The following is a 23,199-nucleotide window of genomic DNA, read 5'->3' on the forward strand; positions in this document are numbered from 1 at the left end:
CCACTAATTAGGCCTTTTTGGCAGAAGAGCCCTTTTTAGCCACTAAACGCGGGATTCGCCGAGCAACCAGCGGCAACCTCATCATTAACAGCAACGCACCTATCGATGCATAGATAGCCCACTCCTTCAGATCGGCGCGCACTATCCAGAGCATATGCAGCAATCCGAGCACAAGAATCAAATAAGCCAGGCGATGCAGCTTCTTCCAGCGGACTCCCAACCGCCGCTGACTGTATCGATTGGACGTGCACGCCAACGCCAGCAAACACAAGAAACCCAAGGCCCCAACAATGATATACGGACGTTTGCGCAACTCGACACCAAGCTGCGACCAGTCGAAGCCAAGGATAAATGCCAGATAAGCGCTCAAATGCAGGACCACATAAGCAAAACACCAAAGCCCCAGTTGCCGCCGGACGGCAACCCACCCCGCCCAACCGGTGAGCTTTTGCAGCGGCGTCATGCTCAATGTGATGAGCAACAGTACAAGCGTCCCCAACCCCAACCGGTCTACCAACACCTTGCCAGGGTCAGGACCCAGTACAGCCTGCCAGGCCTGGTACAACCAAAGCAGCGGCCACACCATCGCAGAAACGAAAACCCCTGTACGCCAGAGCGGATATCGCATCAATAGTTCTTCCGCAGATCGAGCCCTGCATATAAAGAAGCGACTTCATCCGCATAGCCATTAAACATCAACGTGTCACGCACATTCGGCTTGAACAGGCCACTCGGCAATCGGCGCTCGCGGGCCTGGGTCCAGCGCGGGTGATCAACCTCAGGGTTCACGTTTGCGTAGAAGCCGTACTCATCCGAGGCAATACTCTGCCAGGTGGTTTTTGGCTGCTCACTCACCAGGCTTATCCGCACAATGGACTTGATGCTTTTAAACCCGTACTTCCATGGCACCACCAAACGCAGGGGCGCCCCGTTCTGATTTGGCAACTCACGCCCATACATCCCCACCGCCAGTATTGCCAGCGGATTCATTGCCTCGTCCAATCGCAGCCCTTCTACATAAGGCCAGTCGATCAAGGCAAACCCTGACCGTTGCCCTGGCATGCTCTTGGGATCTTGAAGGGTCTCGAAACGAATAAACCTGGCTTTTGACGTGGGCTCTACCTGGTTAAGCAACGCCGAAATGGGAAAGCCTATCCATGGAATCACCATCGACCATGCCTCCACGCAACGCAGACGGTAGATGCGTTCCTCCAGTTGATAAGGCTTCATGAAGTCTTCCAGTGCATACCGCCCCGGCTTGCCCACCTCCCCGTCCACGACCACGCTCCAGGGTTCGGTCTTCAGCGCACCGGCATTGGCAGCCGGGTCCCCCTTGTCGGCACCGAACTCATAAAAGTTGTTGTAGTGCGTTGCGTCTTTGAACGGTGTGATCGCTTCATCCTTCACGCTGACGGCTCCCCACCGGGTGGCAGGAAGCTTTTCGTCAAACCAGGAAGGTGCCTTGCCAGGCTCGACATCAGGGTAACGCGCCGCTTCAGCGGCCACAGCCCATCGAGGCAGGCTGTTCACAGCCAATCCGGCCACGGCAGCGCCCAATACATGGCGCCTGGAAAGATAGAAGGGTTCAGGCGTGACGTCCGACTCATGGCAGTCGGACGCTTTTGGGACTTTGATCAGCATGGCTACTCCGCAGCATTGGAGAACAGACGCACCAACGTACTGCGGAGTATGAGGGAAATTACATCACTCGGCGCTTTTGCGCCGACGAAGATGTAACAGGTATTGCACCGGCCCGGAGGCTGCGTAACCGAGGAAAACCAGGAGCAGGATACGCGGCGGATCACTGAACACGACGGCAAACACCAACACCACGGCCAGGATCGCCACGAAAGGTACGCGCCCTTTCAGGTCCAGCTCCTTGAAGCTGTTGTACTTGATGTTGCTGACCATCAGCATGCCGGCCGCCGCTACCATCAGAGCAACCAGGAAGGACATCTTGGAACCCTGGATGCCGTAATCGCTGAACGCCCACACAATCCCCGCCACCACCCCGGCGGCGGCCGGGCTGGCCAGGCCGATGAAATAGCGCTTGTCGGCGGTACCGACCTGGGTATTGAAACGCGCCAGGCGCAACGCCGCGCCCGCTACATAGATGAAGGCGACCATCCAGCCGACCTTGCCCATGTCGCCCAGGGCCCAGCCAAAGGCGAGCAATGCCGGCGCCACGCCAAAGGCGACCATGTCCGACAGCGAGTCGTACTCGGCACCAAAGGCACTCTGGGTATTGGTCATGCGGGCAACACGGCCATCGAGGCCGTCGAGTACCATGGCCACGAAAATCGCAATGGCGGCAAACGCGAAGTACTTGCTCGCACCGATCGAGTCACCAGCGCTCAAGGCAGCCTGTGCACTCATCGAGTTGATGATGGAATAGAAACCTGCGAACAGGTTCGCAGTGGTAAACAGATTCGGCAGAAGATAGATACCACGATGCCGGACTTTACGGCCTTCAGCATCATGCCCTTCTTCGACATGCTCATCGATGGGCAGCAGGCTTTCGGCGTCAGAGGCCTGGTTTGGCTCTTCGGGACGTTCGCTCATGGACATTACCTTGCAACAGGGTGGAAAGTTTCGACAGGTGTCTGGGACGACGGTTCGACCGCAAACGATGCAGCTTTATACCAGAACCGGTCACCCAAACGAAAAAACGCGGCCTAAGCCGCGTTTTTCGTACAAGCGCTCGACTTAGTTTTTGGCTTTGTCGACGATCTTGTTGGCACCGATCCACGGCATCATGGAGCGCAGTTGCTCGCCGATGACTTCGATACCGTGCGCGGCGTTGTTACGACGCTTGGCGGTCATCGAAGGATAGCCGGTAGCGCCTTCGCTGATGAACATCTTGGCGTATTCGCCGTCCTGAATACGTTTCAGGGCGTTGCGCATCGCCTGACGGGACTCGGCGTTGATGACTTCCGGACCGGTCACGTACTCGCCGTATTCGGCGTTGTTGGAGATCGAGTAGTTCATGTTGGCGATGCCGCCTTCGTACATGAGGTCAACGATCAGCTTCAGTTCGTGCAGGCACTCGAAGTAGGCCATTTCCGGCGCGTAGCCAGCTTCAACCAACGTTTCGAAACCGGCCTTGACCAGTTCAACGGTACCGCCGCACAGAACGGCCTGTTCGCCGAACAGGTCGGTTTCAGTCTCGTCCTTGAAGGTGGTTTCGATGATGCCGGTACGACCGCCACCCACGCCAGCTGCGTAGGACAGTGCCACGTTTTTAGCGTTGCCCGAAGCGTCCTGGTAGATAGCGATCAGGTCAGGGATGCCGCCGCCTTTCACGAACTCGGAACGTACGGTGTGGCCTGGAGCCTTCGGTGCGATCATGATCACGTCGAGGTCAGCGCGCGGAACAACCTGGTTGTAGTGGATCGCGAAGCCGTGGGAGAAGGCCAGGGTGGCGCCTTTCTTGATGTTCGGCTCGATTTCGTTCTTGTACAGGGAAGACTGGAACTCGTCCGGGGTCAGGATCATGACCAGGTCGGCAGCAGCAACAGCGGAAGCAACGTCAGTCACTTTCAAGCCGTGGGCTTCAGCCTTGGCAACAGTGGCCGAGCCTTTGCGCAGGCCAACAGTCACGTCAACGCCGGAGTCTTTCAGGTTGCACGCTTGAGCGTGACCCTGGGAACCGTAACCGATGATGGCAACTTTCTTGCCCTGGATGATCGACAGGTCGCAGTCTTTATCGTAGAAAACTTTCATGAATTTCCCCTCTATCAGGCCGTTCAGGCCATTCGCTAATTTGGTTTAGATGCTGAGTACTTTGTCGCCGCGGGCGATACCGGTGACGCCACTGCGGACGGTCTCCAGGATCGAGGCGGTGCCAATGGACTGGATGAAGCTGTCGAGCTTGTCGCTGGTACCGGTCAATTGAACGGTATATACGCTGGCACTGACATCGACGATCTGTCCACGGTAAATATCGGTGGTGCGCTTGATCTCGGCGCGCTGGGCGCCGGTGGCCTTGACCTTGACCAGCATCAGTTCGCGCTCGATGTGAGCACTTTCCGACAGGTCGACCAGTTTGACCACTTCGATCAGCTTGTTCAGGTTCTTGGTGATCTGCTCGATGACTTCATCGTGACCAACAGTGGTCAGCGTCAGACGCGACAGGGTCGGGTCTTCGGTTGGCGCCACGGTCAGGCTTTCAATGTTGTAGTTGCGCTGCGAGAACAGGCCGACTACACGAGACAAAGCGCCAGGTTCGTTTTCCAGAAGCAAGGAAATTATGTGCCGCATGATTAAGTACGCTCCGTCTTGCTCAGCCACATATCGCGCATGGAGCCGTCTTTGATCTGCATCGGGTAGACGTGCTCGCTGGTGTCGACCGAAATATCGATCACCACCAGGCGATCTTTCATGGCGAACGCCTCTTCCATCTTCGACTTCAAATCTTTCGAATCGGTGATGCGCACGCCAACGTGGCCGTAGGCCTCTGCCAGCTTGACGAAATCAGGCAGCGATTCCATGTAGGAATGAGAATGGCGGCTGCCGTAGCTCATGTCCTGCCATTGGCGAACCATGCCCAGTACACCGTTGTTCAGGATGACGATTTTTACCGGCAAACCGTATTGCAGGCAGGTCGACAGTTCCTGAATGTTCATCTGGATGCTGCCCTCGCCCGTTACGCAGGCGACGTCGTCATCCGGAAAGCTCAACTTGATGCCCATGGCTGCTGGGAAACCGAAGCCCATGGTGCCCAGGCCACCGGAGTTGATCCAGCGGTTCGGCTTGTTGAACTTGTAGTATTGCGCCGCGAACATCTGATGCTGGCCCACGTCGGACGCAACAAAAGCATCGCCCTTGGTCACTTCGCACAGGGTTTCGATCACGGCTTGCGGCTTGATGACACTGCCGTCGCCCTTGTCATAAGGGAACAGGCCGCGGTCGCCGCGCCACTCGTCAATCTGCTTCCACCAGCTGGCAACGGACTCCTTGTTCGGGGTCTCGCCGATTTCCTTGAGGATCGCGACCATTTCGGTCAGGACGCTCTCGACCGGACCCACGATAGGCACATCGGCCTTGATGGTCTTGGAGATCGAAGCCGGGTCGATGTCGATGTGAATGATCTTGGCGTTCGGGCAGAACTTCGATGCGCCGTTGATGACGCGGTCGTCGAAACGTGCGCCGACGGCCAGGATCACGTCAGCATGGTGCATCGCCAGGTTGGCGGTGTAGCTGCCGTGCATGCCCAGCATGCCGATGAACTGACGGTCGGTGCCAGGGTAGCCACCCAGGCCCATCAGGGTGTTGGTCACTGGCAGGTTGAGCATTTTCGCCAACTCGGTGAGCGGCGCGGAGCCACCCCCCAGGATGACGCCACCGCCCGAATACAGCACAGGACGCTTGGCCGCCAGGAGCATTTCTGCCGCCTTGCGGATTTGCCCCGAGTGGCCACGTACGGCCGGGCTGTAGGAGCGCAGCTTGGCTTTTTTCGGGAAGACGTATTCGAACTTCTCGGCCGGGTTGGTCATGTCTTTCGGGATATCGACAACGACAGGACCAGGACGACCGGATTGCGCCAGGTAGAAGGCTTTCTTCATGACTTCCGGGATTTCCGACGCGTGCTTGATCATGAAGCTGTGTTTCACGATCGGCCGGGAGATACCGATCATGTCGGTTTCCTGGAAGGCGTCGGTACCGACCATGGTGCTCGGCACCTGGCCGGAAATCACCACCATCGGAATGGAGTCCATGTAGGCCGTGGCGATACCGGTGATAGCGTTGGTTGCGCCCGGGCCGGAGGTCACCAGTACCACGCCGGCTTTACCGGTGGCACGGGCGTAGCCGTCAGCCATATGAGTCGCAGCCTGCTCATGACGAACCAGGATGTGGGTCACTTCCGGTTCTTTGAACAGGGCATCGTAGACATGAAGAAGAGCACCACCCGGGTACCCGTAGATATATTTGACGCCTTCGTCACGCAAAAAGCGGACGAGCATCTCACCGCCAGATAAAAGCTCCACGTTGTTCACCTCTAAAACGCCAGAATACCGCCCACAAAAGGACGGGTCTTAATAGGTTTACTTCTCAGCAGAGCATGAGCGACGGTGGTCGCCGACTACGTCAGCACTGACTGAGCAAGTATTGGGATCGTCCCAAGTGTTGCGGGCCTTTCCCACCCAGCGCGAGGTAACGCGTTGCGGGTGTAACAGGTCGGCGCGGATGTGCGCCTCATGATCTGCCGAGTGGGTCTGCTTCTGGCAGTCCCTCTACAGCGGACTTTGGATTCTTCTGTTTCGTCCCCTGCAAGTCAAGTCGTCTATGAGGTTTATTCTACTAACCACATGAGAACGCAAGAAAAAACCTGTAAACACCCAGTGTGTTAGCTTCAATTGCGCAACTTTTGACTAGGAATTGGCATGCGTACGCACTTCTTCATCGCCGGCCTGATGGCCATCCTCAGCCCGCTGTCCATGGCGGCGCAGATTTACCAGTGGGTCGACGCCCAGGGCGTTACCCATTTCGATGCGCAACCACCCAGGGATCAGCCATCCACGACCATCGTCACGCCCGCCTCCCCCTCTGGCAAACCTGGCAACGCCGCGCACAGCGGCGCCATTGGCGACCAGCAGGCCATCGACAAGTCGGTCAAGCAGCAGGTGGCCGAGCAACAGAATCAGTTGAAGGTTTTTTGCGAACAGGCACGAACGAACCTGGCGCAGTTGCAGAATAATCCGCGCTTGAGGGAGGAAGTGGATGGCCAGATGCGGCGCCTGGATGACTCCCAACGCCAGGAACGCATCGGTGAAACGCAGAAACAGATTGCGAATAACTGCCGACGATGAGGGCACAACATTCAATGGATCCGTTGAATGTTACACCGCCATCGTGAGCAAGCTTGCCCCTATTAGGGGGCCGGCGTTCAGCGGGAGGCGGTAATCAGTTGATCGAACTCTTTGAGCAACACCTGCAGCTGACGATCCCTGCCCTGGACATTGCGCCCGGCAAAGACCATTTCTGCCATCTCCTGGATACCCGATGCGTTCGGCAATGGCAGATCCTGTTCGAGGATCATCTTCATGCGCGGCAGGAAGATCCATTGCAGCCACTGCTCGAAGTCCAGCGTATCGACCGAAAATGGCTCGACACTGGACAGCGCTTCAGCGGATGGCGGGACCTCGTCCCACCACCCTTGCACTCGCAACTCACGTTCGATCAACAGCAGCTGATCGGCGATTTGAAGAAAGCGTGCATCCATCACGAAGTAACCTTGGCTTTTTGACGAGCCAGTGCCGCGCCCGCGGAATCACCCTGCTTCTCACGCGCCTGGGCAATCAGCTCCCACAGGCTGGCTTGAAGTGCCGGCCGCCCGTTGGCGAAGGTCAGGCCACGGCGGGCAAATTGCTCGGCTTGCGGCGCATCGCCTTGAGCCATGCGAACTTGTGCCAGGCGATAAAGCACTTGCGGCTCACGCGGGGCCACACGCTGGGCGCGTTCAAGGCTGGAAGAGGCGCCATTGAGATCACCGCTGGACTGTTGCTGCTGAGCGGTGGTCAACAGGGCCAGTACCGGACCGTCCAGTTGCTCGTCGGCGGACAGGCCACCGGAACTGGCAGACGGAATCCCGCTCGGCGTCGAAGGCATGCTGTAGCTGCCCTGATTGACCGGCGCGGACTGAACCGGCGACGTGTCGATCGGCCCCGGGGTAATCGGACCCGGAGTGATAGGGCTGGTGCTGATCGGTGCCGACGTCACCGCACCACCGCCTGGCACCATCACGACTACACCGGTATCACCTTGTGGAATCGCCTGGGTCTGGGATTGCACAGGACGCTGTACCGTCGTCTGACGGTATCCGCCGTTCGCCGAAACGCGCTCGCTATTGGAAACCTTGGTGCCGGAGTCCACCACCGGAATCGAGCCGCGCTGGACCGTGGAGCAACCGCTGAGCAAAGCCACGGCGGTAACCGCTGGAATCAACCACTTGTTCACTTGAAACCCTCTTTGCTTAATTCATCCAGCCCTTGACCCAATCCATCACCGTTTCGCCGGAAGGGCTTTCGCCACCGCAAGCGGCACCGGGAGGCGGTTCGCTGCCGCGAATATACGGCATCTGCACGGCACCCGGGCAACCGGCGTCGGAACCTTGACCGGTTCGCGAGTCGACCCAGGCCTGAACGATATTATCCGGCTGCGGCATGTCCAGCGGCAACGGGTCGGCCTTGCGCATGAAGCTGGTCCAGACCTGCAATGCACCGGTAGCACCGGTGAACGGTGTCTTGCCGTTATCGTCGCGCCCCAGCCAGACCACCGCCAACAGGTCCTGACTGAACCCGGCGAACCAGCTGTCTCGCGAATCGTTACTGGTGCCGGTCTTGCCCGCCAGGTTCAAGGTCTTTGGTAACACGTTGTAAACCGAGCTGCCCGTACCCTCACGCATGACGCGCTGCATGGCACTCTGGATCAGGTAGATCGACGCCGGGTCGAAACGCTGCTGGATCTGGAACGGATAGCGCTTGAGCGGCTCGCCTTCGGCCGTCAATACGCTACGAATCCCACGCATTGGCGTATTGAAACCACCGTTGGCGAGCGTCTGGTACATGGTCGCCACTTCGATCGGGGTCATGCCGCCAGCGCCCAGCAACATCGACGGGAAGGCCGGGAACTCGCGGCTGACACCCAGGCGTCCAACTGTCTTGAGCACGTTCGGCACGCCTACGGCCAGACCCAGGCGCGCCGTCGACAGGTTATAGGAATGCGCCAGCCCTTGATAAAGGAACACCGTGCCATGGGAACGGCGGTCATAGTTCTGCGGCTTCCACACCTGGCCGTCCGCGCCCTTGACCGAGAAAGACTCGTCTGACAGCCAACTGGTCAATGTGTACTGGCTCGGTTTTTCCAGCGCCGTCAGATACACCGCCGGCTTGATCAACGAGCCGATCGGTCGTACCGCGTCCAGTGCCCGGTTGAAACCGGCAAAGCTGGCCTGGCGACTGCCGATCATCGCCTGCACCTCGCCGGTTTCCGGGTTGGTCACGACCATGGCGGCCTCGACATCATCCGAACCCTTGCGACCGGACAGGCGCTTGAACGTGTCGTTGACCGAGGCCTCGGCTTTCATCTGCAGGATCGGATCGAAACTGGTAAAGATCCGCAGCCCCTCTTCGGTCAAGTCTTCGTCGCGGTAGTCTTCGCGCAACTGGCGCTTGACCAGATCAAGGAAGCCGGGGAACGAGCTGTCCGCCAGGCTGCCGCGCTTGGTCACGCCCAGCGGCATTTTCTTCGCTGCATCGACCTGCTCGGCCGTGGCCACGCCCTGCTCCTGCAGCACATCGAGCACCAGGTTACGCCGTTCCAGTGCCCGCTCCGGATACCGGCGCGGGTTGTAGGAGGAAGGCCCCTTGACCATGCCCACCAGCAAGGCCACCTGATGCAGCTTGAGCTCGGCCAGTGGCTGACTGAAGAAGAACTGGCTGGCCAACCCGAAACCGTGCACCGCGCGCTGACCATCCTGGCCGACAAACACTTCGTTGAGGTAAGCCTCGAGGATCTCACGCTTGTCGTAGTGCAGTTCGAGCAGCAGCGCCATCATCGCTTCGGTAAGCTTGCGGCTCAGGCTACGCTCGTTGGTCAGGTAGAAGTTCTTGACCAGCTGTTGAGTCAGGGTACTACCGCCCTGGCGCATGCGGCCCGACGAACCGTTGACCCAGATCGCCCGGGCAATCGACTTCGGCGAGACGCCGAAGTGGTGATAGAAATCACGGTCCTCGACAGCGACCAACGTGTCGAGCAGATACGGCGGCACCTGGTCGATCTTGATCAGGATCCGGTCTTCGAGGTTTTTCGGGTACAGGCCGCCGATCAGCAGCGGCTCCAGGCGCACTACCGACAGCTTCGCGCCCTTGGTCGACGATAGTTCGGCCACATAGTCACCCGAGAAGCGCACACGCACGGGTTGCGCCTGCTCCATGCCCTCATAGAACTGGAAGCCACGGGTATTCAGATCGACGGTATTGCCGTTGACCGAAGCCGCGCCCGGACCATTGGCCACGCTTTCACGGCGATAGCCCAGGGCATCGAGCTCGGTGAGAAAATCGTCCCTGCTCAGCTTTTGTCCGACGAACAGCTCGAGCGGACGCGCGTAGACCTTGGCCGGAATGGTCCAGCGCTTGCCGGAGAACTTCTCCTGCACGATGGCATCGAGGTAAACGGCGAACCCGGCCAGCACCACAAGGCCGACCAGACTGAGTTTAAGGGCCCAGCCCATCCAGGGCCGCAGGCCTTTGGAGGGTGGTTTCTTTGGGGTACGGGGGGATCGAGTACGAGTCATGGCGGCGGATTATACGCACTTTATTCATACTCAACAGGAGGCCCGCGAGTTTGCGTTAGGCTGGCTAGACGCCATAATGACGACCTGAATTTTTTCCGACTCTTAAGGATCGCCTGTGAGCCAGTCCCTGATCGCCGCCCTGCAAAATCCGGCCCTCTACCCGCATCCTGTAGATGGATTCAAGGTCATCGAGACCCACATTTCCTGGGTCGTGCTTACCGGCCCCTTTGCTTATAAAGTGAAGAAGCCGATGAACTTCGGTTTCCTCGACTTCACCACCCTTGAGGCTCGCGGGCATTTCTGCGCCGAAGAGCTGCGCCTGAACCAGCGCCTGACCCAGGATCTTTACCTCGAAGTGTTGCCGATCACCGGTAGCGCCGAAGCGCCGCAACTGGGCGGTGAGGGCCCGGTCATCGAGTACGCGCTGAAAATGCGCCAGTTTGGGCAGGACGGATTGCTCAGCACACTGCAAGCCAACGGCGAATTGACGCCTGCGCACATCGACCAGTTGGCTGACCAGATCGCCCGTTTCCACCTTGACGCACCACGAGTGCCGGCAGAACACGAAGCCGGGACCCCGGACAGTGTCATGGCACCGGTGCGACAAAACTTCGAGCAGATTCGCCCCTTCCTCAGCGACAAGGCCGACCTGCTGCAGCTGGATGCGTTGCTGGCCTGGGCCGAAAGCAGCTTCGAACGCCTCAAGCCACTGTTCGCCCAACGCAAGGCCGAAGGGTTTATTCGCGAATGCCACGGTGACATCCACTTGGGCAACGCAACAGTGATCGACGGCCGTGTCGTGATCTTCGACTGCATCGAATTCAACGAACCGTTCCGCTTCACCGACGTATACGCCGACACCGCCTTCCTGGCGATGGACTTGGAAGACCGCGGCCTGAAGTGCCTGGCCCGTCGATTCATCAGCCAATACCTTGAGCTGACCGGCGATTACCAGGGCCTGGAGCTGCTGAACTTCTATAAAGCCTACCGCGCACTGGTTCGCGCCAAGGTCAGCCTGTTCAGCATGCCGGCCGAGGCGACCCCGGTACAGCGCGCCACGACACTGCGCCAATATCGCAACTACGCCAACCTGGCGGAAAGCTACAGCACCATCCCTTCGCGCTTCATGGCCATCACCCACGGTGTTTCCGCCGTTGGCAAAAGCCACGTTGCCATGCGCCTGGTGGAAGCCCTGGGAGCCATTCGCCTGCGCTCCGACGTGGAACGCAAACGCCTGTTCGGCGAGCAAACCGTCACCAACGACCTGCAGGCCGGCATTTACAGTGCTGATGCCAGCGCGGCAACCTACCAGCGCCTGCACGAAATTGCCGCGGTGATCCTGCACGCCGGGTTCCCGGTGGTGGTCGATGCCACTTACCTCAAGCATTCGCAGCGCGACAGCGCGGCGAAAGTGGCCGAGGCCACCGGCGCGCCGTTCCTGATCCTTGACTGCAATGCCCCGCAAGCGGTGATCGAGAGCTGGCTGGCCCTGCGCCAGGCCGACCAGAAGGATCCGTCCGACGCCACTCTGGCCGTGATCGAAGCCCAGCAAGCCAGCCGCGAGGCATTGACGCCCGCAGAAATACTCTGCAGCAAACGCGTGCAGACCAACGAAAGCGGAACCCTTGACACAGTAGTGGAACAGATTCGCCAGCGCCTGCCCGGACTATAAGGAAGCATTTCAGCCGTGGAGCCTGCTCCGGCTTCACGGCTGTCAAATAGTGGCCCTATACTGGCGTCATAAATCCAACAGGTGACACGCCATGAGCCAGCCGAAACTGCTCGATACCCCGCTTTATGCCTTGCTGCACAAAGACGACATCGCTGGCTTCAACAAAGAGCGCCCAGAGCAAGGACCTATCGACATGGTCGGTGGTGATTTTCGCGGGTTGGACCTGCGCGAGTTGAATGCCGACGGCATCGACTTCACAGACGCCTACTTTCGCTCAGCCGATTTGCGCGGCATTGATTTTCGCAATGCTTCGCTTGAAGGTGCGAGCCTCGCCCACGCTCAGATATCCGGCGCCTACTTTCCGGCGGAGCTGAGCGCCGACGAAATCCTGATGTCGATGAACTTCGGTACGCGCCTGCGTTATCGCACCCGCTGAGCACCCGTCTAAATTGACAAGTCCAGCGCCCTCGCCTCGCGCTTGACTACGGGCTTTTTCGCGCTGAAATTCGCATTTTTAATGGCTATACCCTTCCTTATCGGCGCTTTTCGAAGCACCCGTGCCTGCCGCCGCTTAGAAGCATTTGCGTCAAAAACGAGCAAAGAATCACGCTTTTCCTACTGATGGCTACACTCCTCAGAAGCTTGCCCACGCACCATTCGGCCATCGCAAGGAGGCTTGATGAATGATGAACTGCAACACCTGAAAAATCTTGGCAAGACGTCGGCGCAGTGGCTGCATGCCGTGGGCATCCACAGCGCCTCGGACTTGCGTCGCCTGGGGGCGGTGGATGCTTATCGGGCCGTGCGCACGCGCGGGTTTCGGGCGTCCAAGGTGTTGTTGTACGCGATCGAAGGCGCGCTGATGGACGTGCACTGGAACGACATTCCCGCCGAACGCAAGGAAGCCCTGAACAAACAACTCGAAGCCATCTCGTCCCGCCACAAGAATTGAACGAGTACCGCTCGCCATGTACTTACTTGGGGAACAACCGGCTTACGCCGAAACACTGATCAATCGACTGCAAAACATTCCCGCCAGACTGCTGCAGGGTTTGGCACCGAGTGGGCCCGCCATCGAGTTTCCCGCCATCGACGACCTCGCTGCCGCGCTGCCCAGCGACCAACTGTACGTGCTGGATATCGGCCGGCTGCACGGCTGTATCGATGATCGCGCACTGTTCTACCTGCGCCAGGGCGACCTGATCGGCCTGCGTCAGGACGCTGGCCTGCCGCGCTGTCGCTTGTGCAGCAAGACGCCCCTGGCGCTGACGCCCTACCTTCGATCCCAGGTGTTCCAGCATATCTATGCCGACCCGGCCCGCTCGGAGCTGTTCCTGCAGTACATGGCGGGCCAGACCGCCCTGCTGTCCGATGCCGTGGCACGACTCAAGCAGCCAGAGTTTCGCGCCACCAACGGCTTCCAGCGAGTCGCCAGCGGCGAAACGCTGATCCGTCAGGGCGATGAGGCGGACCACGTATTCGTGATCATTGAGGGTCACGCCGAAGCGTTCGTCGATGGATTCAAAGTGGGCGACGTGCCCAAGGACGAGATTTTCGGCGCCATGGCGGTGTTTACCGGCGAGAAACGCAATACCACGGTCATCACCGCCGAACCGAGCACCATCATGCGCATACCCAAGGATCAGTTTTTGAGCCTCACCCAGAGCAATCCGAAGATTGCCGGCAGCCTGATCGAGAGCATGGCCCGCAGAATCGACTTGCTGAATAAACAGGTAACACAACTGATGGCATTGAAAACGACAGGCAGAACCCAGTAAATACAAGGAATTGGAACGTGCGTGCGACACGAATCAAACAAATGGGAAATCACCTGTTGACTTGGTAATGAGAATCGATATGATTATCACAACTGGTCGCGAGACTGGTCGATTTTCTGGAAAGCCCTTGGTTCGGACTCTCAGATTATCTCCTCATCAGGCTAATCACGGTTATTTGACCCGGCTCTTGCCGGGTCTTTTTTTGCCTGTGCAAAAGTCATCCGGCGCTGCGCCAAGTATCCTGAGCACCTGAGTACTGCTCGCACCGGGCAAGGGCGTCATTTGAGGACCAGCATGAAATTTTTGTGTACCGGCATTGAACTGGCCGAGGCCAGCAGCCGCGGTTTCGACATCGACGGCCAGAAGCTTTTCGCCGTGCGCCGGGGCGGCCAGGTCTATGTCTACATCAACCGTTGCCCGCACCGAGGGGTCGGCCTGGAATGGAACCCTGACCAGTTCCTGGATCCCAGCAACAGCCTGATCCAGTGTGCGACCCATGGCGCCCTGTTCCTGATCGAGGACGGCGAATGTGTCGCCGGCCCGTGCGCGGGGCAATCGCTGAGCCGTGTCGATAGCCGCGAGGACGCCCAGGGAATCTGGATCAGCCTCTAGCCCCCGAGCAACACGTCCAGGCGCCGGTCCACCACCATCTCTTCATGGCTCAGGCTTACGCCGTAGGCCAGCACTTCCACTCCGCACGCCACGGCCTCGCGCAGGGCCTGGGCGTAGGCCGGATCGATTTCTTCAGCCGGACGCACGGCTTCGATACCAGTGAGATTGACGCAATACAATTGCACCGCGCGAATCCCGTCCCGAGCCAGATGCGCCAATTCGCGCAAATGCTTGGCCCCACGCTGGGTCACCGCGTCGGGAAACGCCGCCACGAGCGTGCCGTCATAGCCCAGCGTGACACTTTTGACTTCCACGTACGCTGGCCCGCCCGGGTAATCGAGGCGAAAATCGATGCGACTGCTTTCCTGACCGTACGCCACTTCGCGCTTAAGCTCGGTGAAGCCGTTCAACTCGCTGATGACGCCCGCCCGCAGCGCCTCTTCCACCAAGCCATTGGCCCGTCCGGTATTCACGCAGAACAAGCGCCCGTGCGGGGTCTCGCCGACTTCCCAAGTGCCGGGCAACTTGCGCTTGGGATCATTGGAGCGACTGAACCACACTTGCCCGCCTTCCACCTGGCAATTGAGCATCGAGCCCGTGTTCGGGCAGTGAATGGTCAGTAATTCGCCATCGACGGTTTCGATGTCGGCGAGAAAACGCTTGTAACGGCGAATCAGCCGACCTTCTTCGAGAGGGGGATGAAAACGCATCAGCCTTGCCAGCTCCGCAGGCCACGACCGATACGCTCCACCGCTTCCTGTAAGCGTTCGAGGTTTTGGGTGTAGGCAAACCGTACGTGGTGCCCGGCTTGATAGCGGCCGAAGTCCAACCCCGGGGTAATCGCGACATGTTCGGTTTCGAGGAAATGACGGCAGAACGCGAAGGCATCGCCGCCGAACTTGCTGATATCGGCGTACAAGTAGAACGCACCTTCCGGTTCGACGGCGATACCGAAACCGAGCTCTCTCAGGGCCGGCAGCAGGAAATCCCGACGACGACCGAATTCGGCGCGACGCTCTTCCAGGATCGCAATGGTGGCCGGCTCAAAACAGGCCAACGCCGCATGCTGGGCCATGCTGGGCGCGCTGATGTAAAGATTTTGAGCGAGCTTTTCCAACTCACTCACCGCCGCGTCCGGCGCTACCAGCCAGCCCAGACGCCAACCGGTCATGCCGAAATACTTGGAAAAACTATTCAGGACAAAGGCGCTGTCGTCGACTTCCAGCACGCTGGCCGCATCGGTGCCATAAGTCAGGCCATGGTAGATCTCATCCACCACCAAGTGACCATGGCGCTGCTTGATGGCCTGGGAGAGACCCGCCAGTTCGTCGCGAGTGAGGATCGTACCGGTCGGGTTGGCCGGGGATGCCACCAGCGCACCCACGCTGTCGTGATCCCAATGCCGGGCGATCAGATCCGGCGTCAGCTGATAACGCACGTCGGGCCCAACTGGGACAAGCTGCGCGGCGCCTTCCACCAGCCGCAGGAAATGCCGGTTGCACGGGTAACCCGGGTCGGCCAACAGCCAGTGTTTGCCAGGATCGACCAGCAAGGCGCTGGCCAGCAGCAACGCACCAGACCCCCCAGGCGTGATAAGGATGCGGCGCGGGTCGATGTTCAAGCCATAACGCTGCTGATAAAAGCCCGAAATGGCCTCACGCAGCTCGGGAATGCCGCGGGCAGCGGTGTAACGCGTCTTGCCCCCTTCCAGCGCAGCCTGCCCGGCACGGATGATCGGCTCGGCGGTGGTGAAGTCCGGTTCGCCGATTTCCAGGTGGATCACATCATGACCGGCAGCCTGCAACTCATTGGCCCGCGCCAGCAGCGCCATGACATGGAAAGGTTCGATCGCGCGGCTGCGGGCACTGTAGGACTGAGCCATTGGCCTTCCTTCAACAGGGAAAAGAACCGATTCTACCCAAGCGCAGGAACGAGCGAGAACCTAAAGCGGTCAGAGGCCATATGACCCAGGCCGCAAACGAGCTGAGCGAGTGCCCCAGGTTTGACTAAAATCATTAATTGAGCAGGACTCCAGAGCCACCAGGCAACGCTTTGCCATCATTTGCAAGCACCGCGGGCTGCGCCCTCGACATCCGGGAGTAGCGCGGTCTGATTTGATCTGGTAAGTTCGCCCGCTTGCAGCCGCAGGGCCGGCAGGTGCCGGTGATGGAGCAATCCTGCGCAGATGGATTACAAGAGTAGAGGCGGTCTATTTCATGTCCACCCAAGCAAAGCAACAAGCGAATCAGACGATCAGCGGCTTCGAGCCCTATGTTCAGAAAGCTGGCGAAGAGTACATGGGCGAGCCCATGCGCAAGCACTTCACCAAGGTTCTGAATCAGTGGAAAAAAGAGCTGATGGAAGGTGTCGACAAGACTGTGGACCACATGAAGGACGAAGCGGCCAACTTCCCGGACCCGGCAGACCGTGCCAGCCAGGAAGAAGAGTTCGCTCTCGAGCTTCGCGCCCGCGATCGTGAACGCAAGTTGATCAAGAAGATCGACAAGACGCTTCAGCTGATCGAAGACGAAGAGTACGGCTGGTGTGAGTCCTGCGGCATCGAGATCGGCGTCAAGCGCCTCGAGGCACGTCCTACCGCTGACTTGTGCATCGACTGCAAGACACTGGCAGAAATCAAGGAAAAGCAAGTCGGCAAATAATCGCGACTTGAACGAAGAACGGGGCGTGCGAACGCTCCGTTTTTGTTTCTGATGTTTTTTTGGCTTTAAATGCATTCATGACCGCCATCACCTCCCCCGCCTATATCGGGCGTTTTGCCCCCACGCCCAGTGGCCACCTGCATTTCGGTTCGCTGGTCGCGGCACTGGCTTCGTACCTGGACGCCCGCTCAGTGGGTGGCCGCTGGCTGATGCGCATGGAAGACCTGGATCCGCCCCGTGAAGAACCCGGCGCCCAGGCGGCCATACTCAAGGCTCTGGAAAGCTACGGCTTCGAGTGGGATGGCGACCTGGTTCGCCAAAGCGATCGCCACGAGGCCTACGCCGAAGCGCTCAATCGCCTGTTCAATCAGGGCCTGGCCTACGCCTGTACCTGTTCGCGCAAACAGCTGGAGCCGTATCACGGGATTTATCCGGGGCTGTGCCGCAATGCCGGCCATGGCACTGATGGTGCGGCCATCCGCCTGCGCGTACCGGAACTGGAATATCACTTCCTCGACCGGGTGCAGGGTCAATACCGCCAACACCTGGGACGCGAAGTCGGCGATTTTGTGATCCGCCGCCGCGACGGGCTCTACGCCTATCAATTGGCCGTGGTCCTGGACGATGCCTGGCAGGGCATTACCGACATCGTTCGCGGTGCCGACCTGCTGGACTCCACACCCCGCCAACTCTACCTGCAAGAACTGCTCGGCCTGCCTCAACCCCGTTACCTGCATATCCCGCTGATTACCCAGCCAGACGGCAACAAACTCGGTAAATCCTACCGTTCGCCGCCGTTGACCGAAGATCAGGCAACGCCACTGTTGCTGCGGGCGTTACGCGCACTGGGACAGAAACCGGGAACCGAGCTGGCCTGCGCCACGCCACGGGAAGTGCTGGACTGGGGCATCGCCCACTGGGACGCCTTGTTGATCCCGCGCACACTGAGCCTGCCTGAGGCACAGCTACAGTGATCGTACTTGCAGTGGCGCGCCCATCCGTTACCATCGCCGCACGTTTTCGGGCACGGGCATAAAAAAGAGAGGCCGGGATGTACATCTATCGCTTGGTCCTGCTCCTGGTAGTGGGGATTTACCTGTTTTCCCCGGCCATCATGGATTGGTGGATCGACGCCACGGGCGCCTGGTATCGCCCTTATCTGCTCTGGCTGATCCTGATCGTCGTGACCTTCATCCTGCAGAGCCAAAAAGATGCCGATGAGCTTTAGCCTGACCCAGATGATCCTGATCAGCGCCGCCTACCTGGCGGTACTGTTCGGCGTGGCCTGGGTCAGCGAACGGGGCATGATCCCGCGGGCGATCATTCGCCACCCGCTGACCTACACCCTGTCGCTGGGGGTCTATGCCAGTGCCTGGGCCTTTTATGGCACCGTGGGCCTGGCCTATCAGTATGGCTACGGCTTCCTGTCCAGCTACCTGGGCGTTTCCGGCGCATTCCTGCTGGCGCCGGTGCTGCTGTATCCAATCCTGAAGATCACCCGCACCTATCAACTCTCGTCCCTGGCCGACCTGTTTGCGTTCCGCTTTCGCAGCACCTGGGCCGGCGCGCTGACCACGGTTTTCATGCTGGTCGGGGTTCTGCCCCTGCTGGCGCTGCAGATCCAGGCGGTCGCCGATTCCATCGGCATCCTCACCCGCGAGCCGGTACAGCATCGCGTGGCGCTGAGTTTCTGTGCCCTGATCACGTTGTTCACGATTTTCTTCGGCTCCCGGCACATCGCCACCCGGGAAAAACATGAAGGCCTGGTGTTCGCAATTGCCTTCGAGTCGGTGATCAAGTTGATCGCCCTGGGCGGCGTCGGCCTCTATGCGCTGTATGGTGTATTCGACGGCCCGCAACAGCTGGAGCTGTGGCTGCTGCAAAACCAGACCGCCCTCGCCGCGCTGCACACGCCATTGCAGGAAGGCCCTTGGCGTACGCTGCTGCTGGTGTTCTTCGCCTCGGCGATCGTCATGCCGCACATGTACCACATGACCTTCACCGAAAACCTCAATCCGCGCTCGCTGGTCAGCGCGAGCTGGGGCTTGCCGCTGTTCCTGTTGCTGATGAGCCTGGCGGTACCGCTGATTCTCTGGGCGGGCCTGAAACTCGGCGCCACCACCAACCCGGAATACTTCACCCTGGGTATCGGCATCGCTGCCAACAGCAAGGCCCTGGCATTGCTGGCCTATATCGGCGGCCTGTCCGCCGCCAGCGGCCTGATCATCGTCACCACCCTGGCCCTGTCCGGCATGGCCCTGAACCACCTGGTGCTGCCGCTCTACCAGCCACCGGCCGAAGGCAACATCTACCGCTGGTTGAAGTGGACCCGTCGGGCCCTGATCGTCGCCATCATCATGGCTGGCTACGGCTTCTACCTGATGCTGGGTGCCGAGCAGGACCTGGCCAACCTCGGCATCGTCGCTTTCGTCGCCACCCTGCAGTTCCTGCCTGGCGTGCTGTCTGTACTGTATTGGCCGACCGCCAACCGTCGCGGCTTCATTGCCGGGCTGCTGGCGGGGATCCTGGTGTGGCTGGTGACCATGCTGCTACCGCTGGTCGGCAACCTGCAGGGCTTCTATATACCGTTGTTGAACATGATCTACGTGCTCGACGACACCAGTTGGCACATGGCCGCGATCGCCTCCCTGGCCGCCAACGTGCTGATGTTCACCCTGATTTCGCTGTTCACCAATGCCAGCACCGAAGAAGCCAGCGCCGCCGAAGCCTGCGCCGTGGACAACGTGCGCCGCCCGCAACGCCGGGAGCTGCATGCCGCCTCGCCCCAGGAGTTCGCCACCCAGCTGGCCAAACCGCTGGGTGCCAAGGCCGCGCAGAAGGAAGTCGAGCAGGCCCTGCGCGATCTCTACCTGCCCTTCGACGAACGGCGGCCGTACGCCCTGCGCCGCTTGCGCGACCGCATCGAAGCCAATCTCTCCGGCCTGATGGGACCGAGCGTGGCCCAGGACATGGTCGAGACGTTCCTGCCCTATAAGGCCGGCGGTGAAAACTATGTCACCGAAGACATCCACTTCATCGAAAGCCGCCTCGAGGACTACCACTCGCGCCTGACCGGCCTGGCCGCCGAACTCGATGCCCTGCGCCGTTATCATCGCCAGACCCTGCAGGAGTTGCCGATGGGCGTCTGCTCGCTGGCCAAGGACCAGGAAATCCTCATGTGGAACAAAGCCATGGAGGAACTGACGGGGATCGCCGCGCAGCGCGTGGTCGGTTCGCGCCTGAGCACCATTGCCGACCCGTGGAAAGCGCTGCTGCAAGGCTTCATCAACGTGCCGGATGAGCACTTGCACAAACAGCACCTGGCCCTCGACGGCCAGACCCGCTGGCTGAACCTGCACAAGGCGGCGATCGACGAGCCGCTCGCACCAGGCAACAGTGGCCTGGTACTACTGGTGGAAGACTTGACCGAAACCCAGATGCTCGAAGACAAACTGGTGCATTCCGAGCGCCTGGCCAGCATCGGTCGCCTGGCTGCGGGCGTGGCCCATGAAATCGGCAACCCGATCACCGGCATTGCCTGCCTGGCGCAGAACCTGCGCGAAGAGCGCGAGGAAGACGGCGAACTCAAGGAAATCAGCGGGCAGATCCTCGAACAGACCAAGCGCGTGTCGCGCATCGTGCAATCGTTGATGAGCTTCGCCCACGCCGGCAGCCACCAGCACAGCGACGAACCCGTTTGTCTGGCGGAAGTGGCGCAGGATGCCATCGGCCTGCTGGCCCTGAACCGGCGCAATTTCGAAGTGCAGTTCTACAACCTGTGCGATCCCGACCACTGGGTCGAAGGCGACCCGCAGCGGCTCGCCCAGGTATTGATCAACCTGCTCTCGAACGCCCGCGACGCCTCGCCCCCCGGCAGCGCGGTGCGGGTCAAAAGCGAAGCCGGCGAACACACGGTCGATCTGATCGTGGAAGACGAAGGCAGCGGAATTCCACAGAGCATCATGGACCGATTGTTCGAACCCTTCTTCACCACCAAGGACCCGGGTGAAGGTACCGGTCTGGGCCTTGCACTGGTCTATTCCATCGTTGAAGAGCATTATGGACAAATCACCATCGACAGCCCGGCTGATGTACAGAGCCAACGCGGCACCCGGATCCGGGTGACTTTACCGCGTCATGTCGAAGCGACGTCCGCTGTGAACTGAGACCGTCGAGAGTATCGAATCAATGCCGCACATTTTGATCGTCGAAGACGAAACCATTATCCGCTCCGCCTTGCGCCGCCTGCTGGAACGCAACCAGTACCAGGTCAGCGAAGCCGGTTCAGTGCAGGAAGCACAAGAACGCTTCACCATTCCCACGTTCGACCTGATCGTCAGTGACCTGCGCCTGCCGGGCGCGCCGGGCACCGAGTTGATCAAGCTGGGCCAGGGCACTCCGGTGCTGATCATGACCAGCTACGCCAGCCTGCGCTCGGCGGTGGACTCGATGAAGATGGGCGCGGTGGATTACATCGCCAAGCCTTTCGATCATGACGAAATGCTCCAGGCCGTCGCACGCATCCTGCGCGACCGGCAATCGGCGCAAGCCAGTGTCGAACCGGTTGCCGCCAAAGCCGGCAATGGCGCGGCAAAACCCGGTAGCGACAACAGCAACGGTGAAATCGGCATCATCGGCTCGTGCCCACCGATGCAGGACCTGTATGGCAAGATCCGCAAAGTTGCGCCGACCGACTCCAATGTCCTGATCCAGGGCGAATCAGGTACCGGTAAGGAACTGGTGGCGCGTGCCCTGCACAACCTCTCCAAGCGGGCCAAGGCGCCGATGATCTCGGTGAACTGCGCGGCCATTCCGGAAAGCCTGATCGAGTCGGAACTGTTCGGCCACGAGAAAGGCGCATTCACCGGCGCCAGCGCCGGCCGTGCCGGCCTGGTGGAAGCGGCGGATGGCGGCACCCTGTTCCTCGATGAAATCGGTGAGCTGCCACTGGAGGCCCAGGCGCGCCTGCTGCGCGTGTTGCAGGAAGGTGAAATTCGTCGAGTGGGCTCGGTCCAGTCGCAGAAAGTCGATGTGCGCCTGATCGCCGCGACCCACCGCGACCTCAAGAGCCTGGCGAAGATCGGCCAGTTCCGTGAAGACCTGTATTACCGACTCCACGTGATCGCCCTGAAACTGCCCGCCCTGCGCGAGCGCGGCGCGGACGTCAATGAAATCGCCAACGCCTTCCTGGCGCGCCAAAGCGCTCGGATCAACCGTACAGACCTGAGGTTCGCCGCGGACGCCGAGCAAGCCATTCGTCACTACTCGTGGCCAGGCAACGTTCGCGAACTGGAAAACGCGGTCGAGCGGGCTGTCATCCTGAGCGAGAGCGCGGAAATTTCCGCCGAGCTGCTGGGCATCGACATCGAACTGGGTGACCTGGAAGACGACGAGTTCATCGGCCTGCCTCCGCAACAGGGCGGCGGCAATGCCGGCAACAACAATCATGAGCCGACCGAAGACCTGTCCCTGGAAGACTACTTCCAGCACTTCGTGCTTGAGCATCAGGATCACATGACCGAAACAGAGCTGGCGCGCAAACTCGGGGTCAGTCGCAAATGCCTGTGGGAACGCCGTCAGCGCCTGGGCATCCCGCGGCGCAAAACCGGGGTGGCCAGCGAAAGCTGAACCCCACCTGTCTCATGTGCGGGTAACACATGATTTTGTGAAAAAACTGTTACCTCAGGTTTTTCACGTAACAGAAGCCGGGGCTTACGGTAACGAAGCCCCGGTTTTTTTTGGCCCTCATCTACCCCCTCCATCCGCCTAACCCCTTGTTTTACTGGGGTTCGCAAAAGTTGGCACGCACCCTGCTATATGTTTGGTACAAGAACAATAACAAGCAATGCACAAGACAATAAAAATAAGACGTATCGACTCACGCACAATAAAAACAAGACGGCGAGAGGCGCAGCTAACTGATTCTTTTGGAGAGGCGTTGTATTTGGGGCTTGCCCCACGACCAGGCCGAGAACAACAAAAAACTGTCTTAAGACAGAGCCTGAACTGGTTGGATCGCAAGATCACTGCAGCACAGCGACCAAAGCAATCCGTTTGCTCTTGGCTCCCGATTGGGAGGGTCATGAAGGAAAGCTTCATGGCGAGGGCACTCAACAAAAACAAGAAGCCCGAAACCAATAACAAAAATAGAGCATGCAACTACTTCTTGGGGAGCTTCGGCTC

Annotated in this window: 22 protein-coding genes; 11 read left to right on the forward strand and 11 right to left on the reverse strand. The window is 59.7% G+C overall.

Annotated features, from left to right (window positions below):
- Positions 1 to 7 precede the first annotated feature (7 nt).
- The 6 genes from msrQ to NQL71_RS17300 all read right to left on the reverse strand — a co-directional run bounded on the left by msrQ (position 8) and on the right by NQL71_RS17300 (position 5,987).
- A complete protein-coding gene (gene msrQ, locus NQL71_RS17275; protein WP_274643058.1) occupies positions 8 to 628 on the reverse strand; it encodes a protein-methionine-sulfoxide reductase heme-binding subunit MsrQ in 621 nt (206 codons plus the stop codon).
- Positions 628 to 1,641, reverse strand: coding sequence for a protein-methionine-sulfoxide reductase catalytic subunit MsrP (gene msrP, locus NQL71_RS17280; protein WP_077185870.1), 1,014 nt, complete (start codon positions 1,639 to 1,641; stop codon positions 628 to 630). The genes msrQ and msrP overlap by 1 nt, the downstream gene beginning before the upstream one ends.
- Before the next feature lie 63 nt (positions 1,642 to 1,704).
- Entirely contained in the window at positions 1,705 to 2,562 is an 858-nt protein-coding gene (gene pssA / locus NQL71_RS17285) for a CDP-diacylglycerol--serine O-phosphatidyltransferase (protein ID WP_077185869.1), read from the reverse strand.
- A gap of 144 nt (positions 2,563 to 2,706) precedes the next feature.
- Positions 2,707 to 3,723 (reverse strand): ketol-acid reductoisomerase, encoded by a 1,017-nt coding sequence (gene ilvC / locus NQL71_RS17290; RefSeq protein ID WP_007909969.1) that lies wholly within the window; start codon positions 3,721 to 3,723, stop codon positions 2,707 to 2,709.
- A gap of 45 nt (positions 3,724 to 3,768) precedes the next feature.
- A complete protein-coding gene (gene ilvN / locus NQL71_RS17295; RefSeq protein ID WP_003176102.1) occupies positions 3,769 to 4,260 on the reverse strand; it encodes an acetolactate synthase small subunit in 492 nt (163 codons plus the stop codon).
- 2 nt (positions 4,261 to 4,262) lie between these two features.
- Complete coding sequence (locus tag NQL71_RS17300) at positions 4,263 to 5,987, reverse strand: acetolactate synthase 3 large subunit (RefSeq protein WP_020798578.1); 1,725 nt, start codon at positions 5,985 to 5,987, stop codon at positions 4,263 to 4,265.
- Positions 5,988 to 6,383: 396 nt separating this feature from the next.
- On the opposite strand from NQL71_RS17300, the gene NQL71_RS17305 reads away from it, so the two are divergent.
- A complete protein-coding gene (locus NQL71_RS17305) occupies positions 6,384 to 6,809 on the forward strand; it encodes a DUF4124 domain-containing protein (RefSeq protein ID WP_077185868.1) in 426 nt (141 codons plus the stop codon).
- Positions 6,810 to 6,886: 77 nt separating this feature from the next.
- On the opposite strand, the gene NQL71_RS17310 is transcribed toward NQL71_RS17305, so the two are convergent.
- The 3 genes from NQL71_RS17310 to mrcB are packed head-to-tail and all read right to left on the reverse strand — an operon-like array spanning position 6,887 to position 10,294.
- Entirely contained in the window at positions 6,887 to 7,222 is a 336-nt protein-coding gene (locus NQL71_RS17310; protein WP_046815664.1) for a YqcC family protein, read from the reverse strand.
- A complete protein-coding gene (locus NQL71_RS17315) occupies positions 7,222 to 7,956 on the reverse strand; it encodes a tetratricopeptide repeat protein (RefSeq protein ID WP_046815665.1) in 735 nt (244 codons plus the stop codon). Before NQL71_RS17315 ends, NQL71_RS17310 begins: the two co-directional genes overlap by 1 nt.
- 16 nt (positions 7,957 to 7,972) lie before the next feature.
- Positions 7,973 to 10,294 carry a penicillin-binding protein 1B gene (gene mrcB / locus NQL71_RS17320; RefSeq protein WP_274643059.1) on the reverse strand — a complete coding sequence of 774 codons (2,322 nt, stop codon included), beginning with the start codon at positions 10,292 to 10,294 and terminating at the stop codon, positions 7,973 to 7,975.
- A gap of 115 nt (positions 10,295 to 10,409) precedes the next feature.
- Between mrcB and NQL71_RS17325 the strand changes: the two genes are divergently transcribed.
- From NQL71_RS17325 to NQL71_RS17345, 5 genes are all read left to right on the forward strand, one after another.
- Positions 10,410 to 11,966 carry a bifunctional aminoglycoside phosphotransferase/ATP-binding protein gene (locus NQL71_RS17325; RefSeq protein WP_274643060.1) on the forward strand — a complete coding sequence of 519 codons (1,557 nt, stop codon included), beginning with the start codon at positions 10,410 to 10,412 and terminating at the stop codon, positions 11,964 to 11,966.
- 91 nt (positions 11,967 to 12,057) lie between these two features.
- On the forward strand, positions 12,058 to 12,402 hold the full coding sequence (locus tag NQL71_RS17330) for a pentapeptide repeat-containing protein (protein ID WP_166618905.1): 345 nt from the start codon (positions 12,058 to 12,060) through the stop codon (positions 12,400 to 12,402).
- Between the two features lie 243 nt (positions 12,403 to 12,645).
- Positions 12,646 to 12,918 carry a TfoX/Sxy family protein gene (locus NQL71_RS17335; protein ID WP_007971093.1) on the forward strand — a complete coding sequence of 91 codons (273 nt, stop codon included), beginning with the start codon at positions 12,646 to 12,648 and terminating at the stop codon, positions 12,916 to 12,918.
- 16 nt (positions 12,919 to 12,934) lie between these two features.
- The gene (locus NQL71_RS17340; RefSeq protein WP_248686969.1) at positions 12,935 to 13,744 is read left to right on the forward strand and encodes a Crp/Fnr family transcriptional regulator; all 810 of its coding nucleotides are present in this window, start codon (positions 12,935 to 12,937) and stop codon (positions 13,742 to 13,744) included.
- Positions 13,745 to 14,038: 294 nt separating this feature from the next.
- Complete coding sequence (locus tag NQL71_RS17345) at positions 14,039 to 14,356, forward strand: Rieske (2Fe-2S) protein (protein ID WP_046815670.1); 318 nt, start codon at positions 14,039 to 14,041, stop codon at positions 14,354 to 14,356.
- Here the strand turns inward: NQL71_RS17345 and sfsA are convergent.
- Together sfsA and NQL71_RS17355 are read right to left on the reverse strand one after the other, a co-directional pair.
- Complete coding sequence (gene sfsA, locus NQL71_RS17350) at positions 14,353 to 15,066, reverse strand: DNA/RNA nuclease SfsA (protein WP_046815671.1); 714 nt, start codon at positions 15,064 to 15,066, stop codon at positions 14,353 to 14,355. The two genes, NQL71_RS17345 and sfsA, sit on opposite strands and share 4 nt — an antisense overlap.
- The gene (locus NQL71_RS17355) at positions 15,066 to 16,238 is read right to left on the reverse strand and encodes a pyridoxal phosphate-dependent aminotransferase (protein WP_046815672.1); all 1,173 of its coding nucleotides are present in this window, start codon (positions 16,236 to 16,238) and stop codon (positions 15,066 to 15,068) included. Before NQL71_RS17355 ends, sfsA begins: the two co-directional genes overlap by 1 nt.
- A 334-nt stretch (positions 16,239 to 16,572) precedes the next feature.
- On the opposite strand from NQL71_RS17355, the gene dksA reads away from it, so the two are divergent.
- The 5 genes from dksA (at position 16,573) to NQL71_RS17380 (ending at position 22,644) form a co-directional block, all read left to right on the forward strand.
- A complete protein-coding gene (gene dksA, locus NQL71_RS17360; protein ID WP_046815673.1) occupies positions 16,573 to 17,016 on the forward strand; it encodes an RNA polymerase-binding protein DksA in 444 nt (147 codons plus the stop codon).
- A gap of 77 nt (positions 17,017 to 17,093) precedes the next feature.
- On the forward strand, positions 17,094 to 17,990 hold the full coding sequence (gene gluQRS, locus NQL71_RS17365; protein ID WP_274643061.1) for a tRNA glutamyl-Q(34) synthetase GluQRS: 897 nt from the start codon (positions 17,094 to 17,096) through the stop codon (positions 17,988 to 17,990).
- A gap of 77 nt (positions 17,991 to 18,067) precedes the next feature.
- Positions 18,068 to 18,244: a hypothetical protein gene (locus tag NQL71_RS17370; protein ID WP_003176118.1), complete on the forward strand. Its 177-nt coding sequence runs from the start codon at positions 18,068 to 18,070 to the stop codon at positions 18,242 to 18,244.
- Positions 18,228 to 21,182, forward strand: coding sequence for a sensor histidine kinase (locus tag NQL71_RS17375; RefSeq protein WP_162488900.1), 2,955 nt, complete (start codon positions 18,228 to 18,230; stop codon positions 21,180 to 21,182). The genes NQL71_RS17370 and NQL71_RS17375 overlap by 17 nt, the downstream gene beginning before the upstream one ends.
- 22 nt (positions 21,183 to 21,204) lie before the next feature.
- Complete coding sequence (locus NQL71_RS17380; RefSeq protein ID WP_046815676.1) at positions 21,205 to 22,644, forward strand: sigma-54-dependent transcriptional regulator; 1,440 nt, start codon at positions 21,205 to 21,207, stop codon at positions 22,642 to 22,644.
- The last annotated feature ends 555 nt before the right edge of the window (positions 22,645 to 23,199 follow it).

The organism is Pseudomonas serbica, from assembly GCF_028823535.1.
Classification (GTDB): domain Bacteria; phylum Pseudomonadota; class Gammaproteobacteria; order Pseudomonadales; family Pseudomonadaceae; genus Aquipseudomonas; species Aquipseudomonas serbica.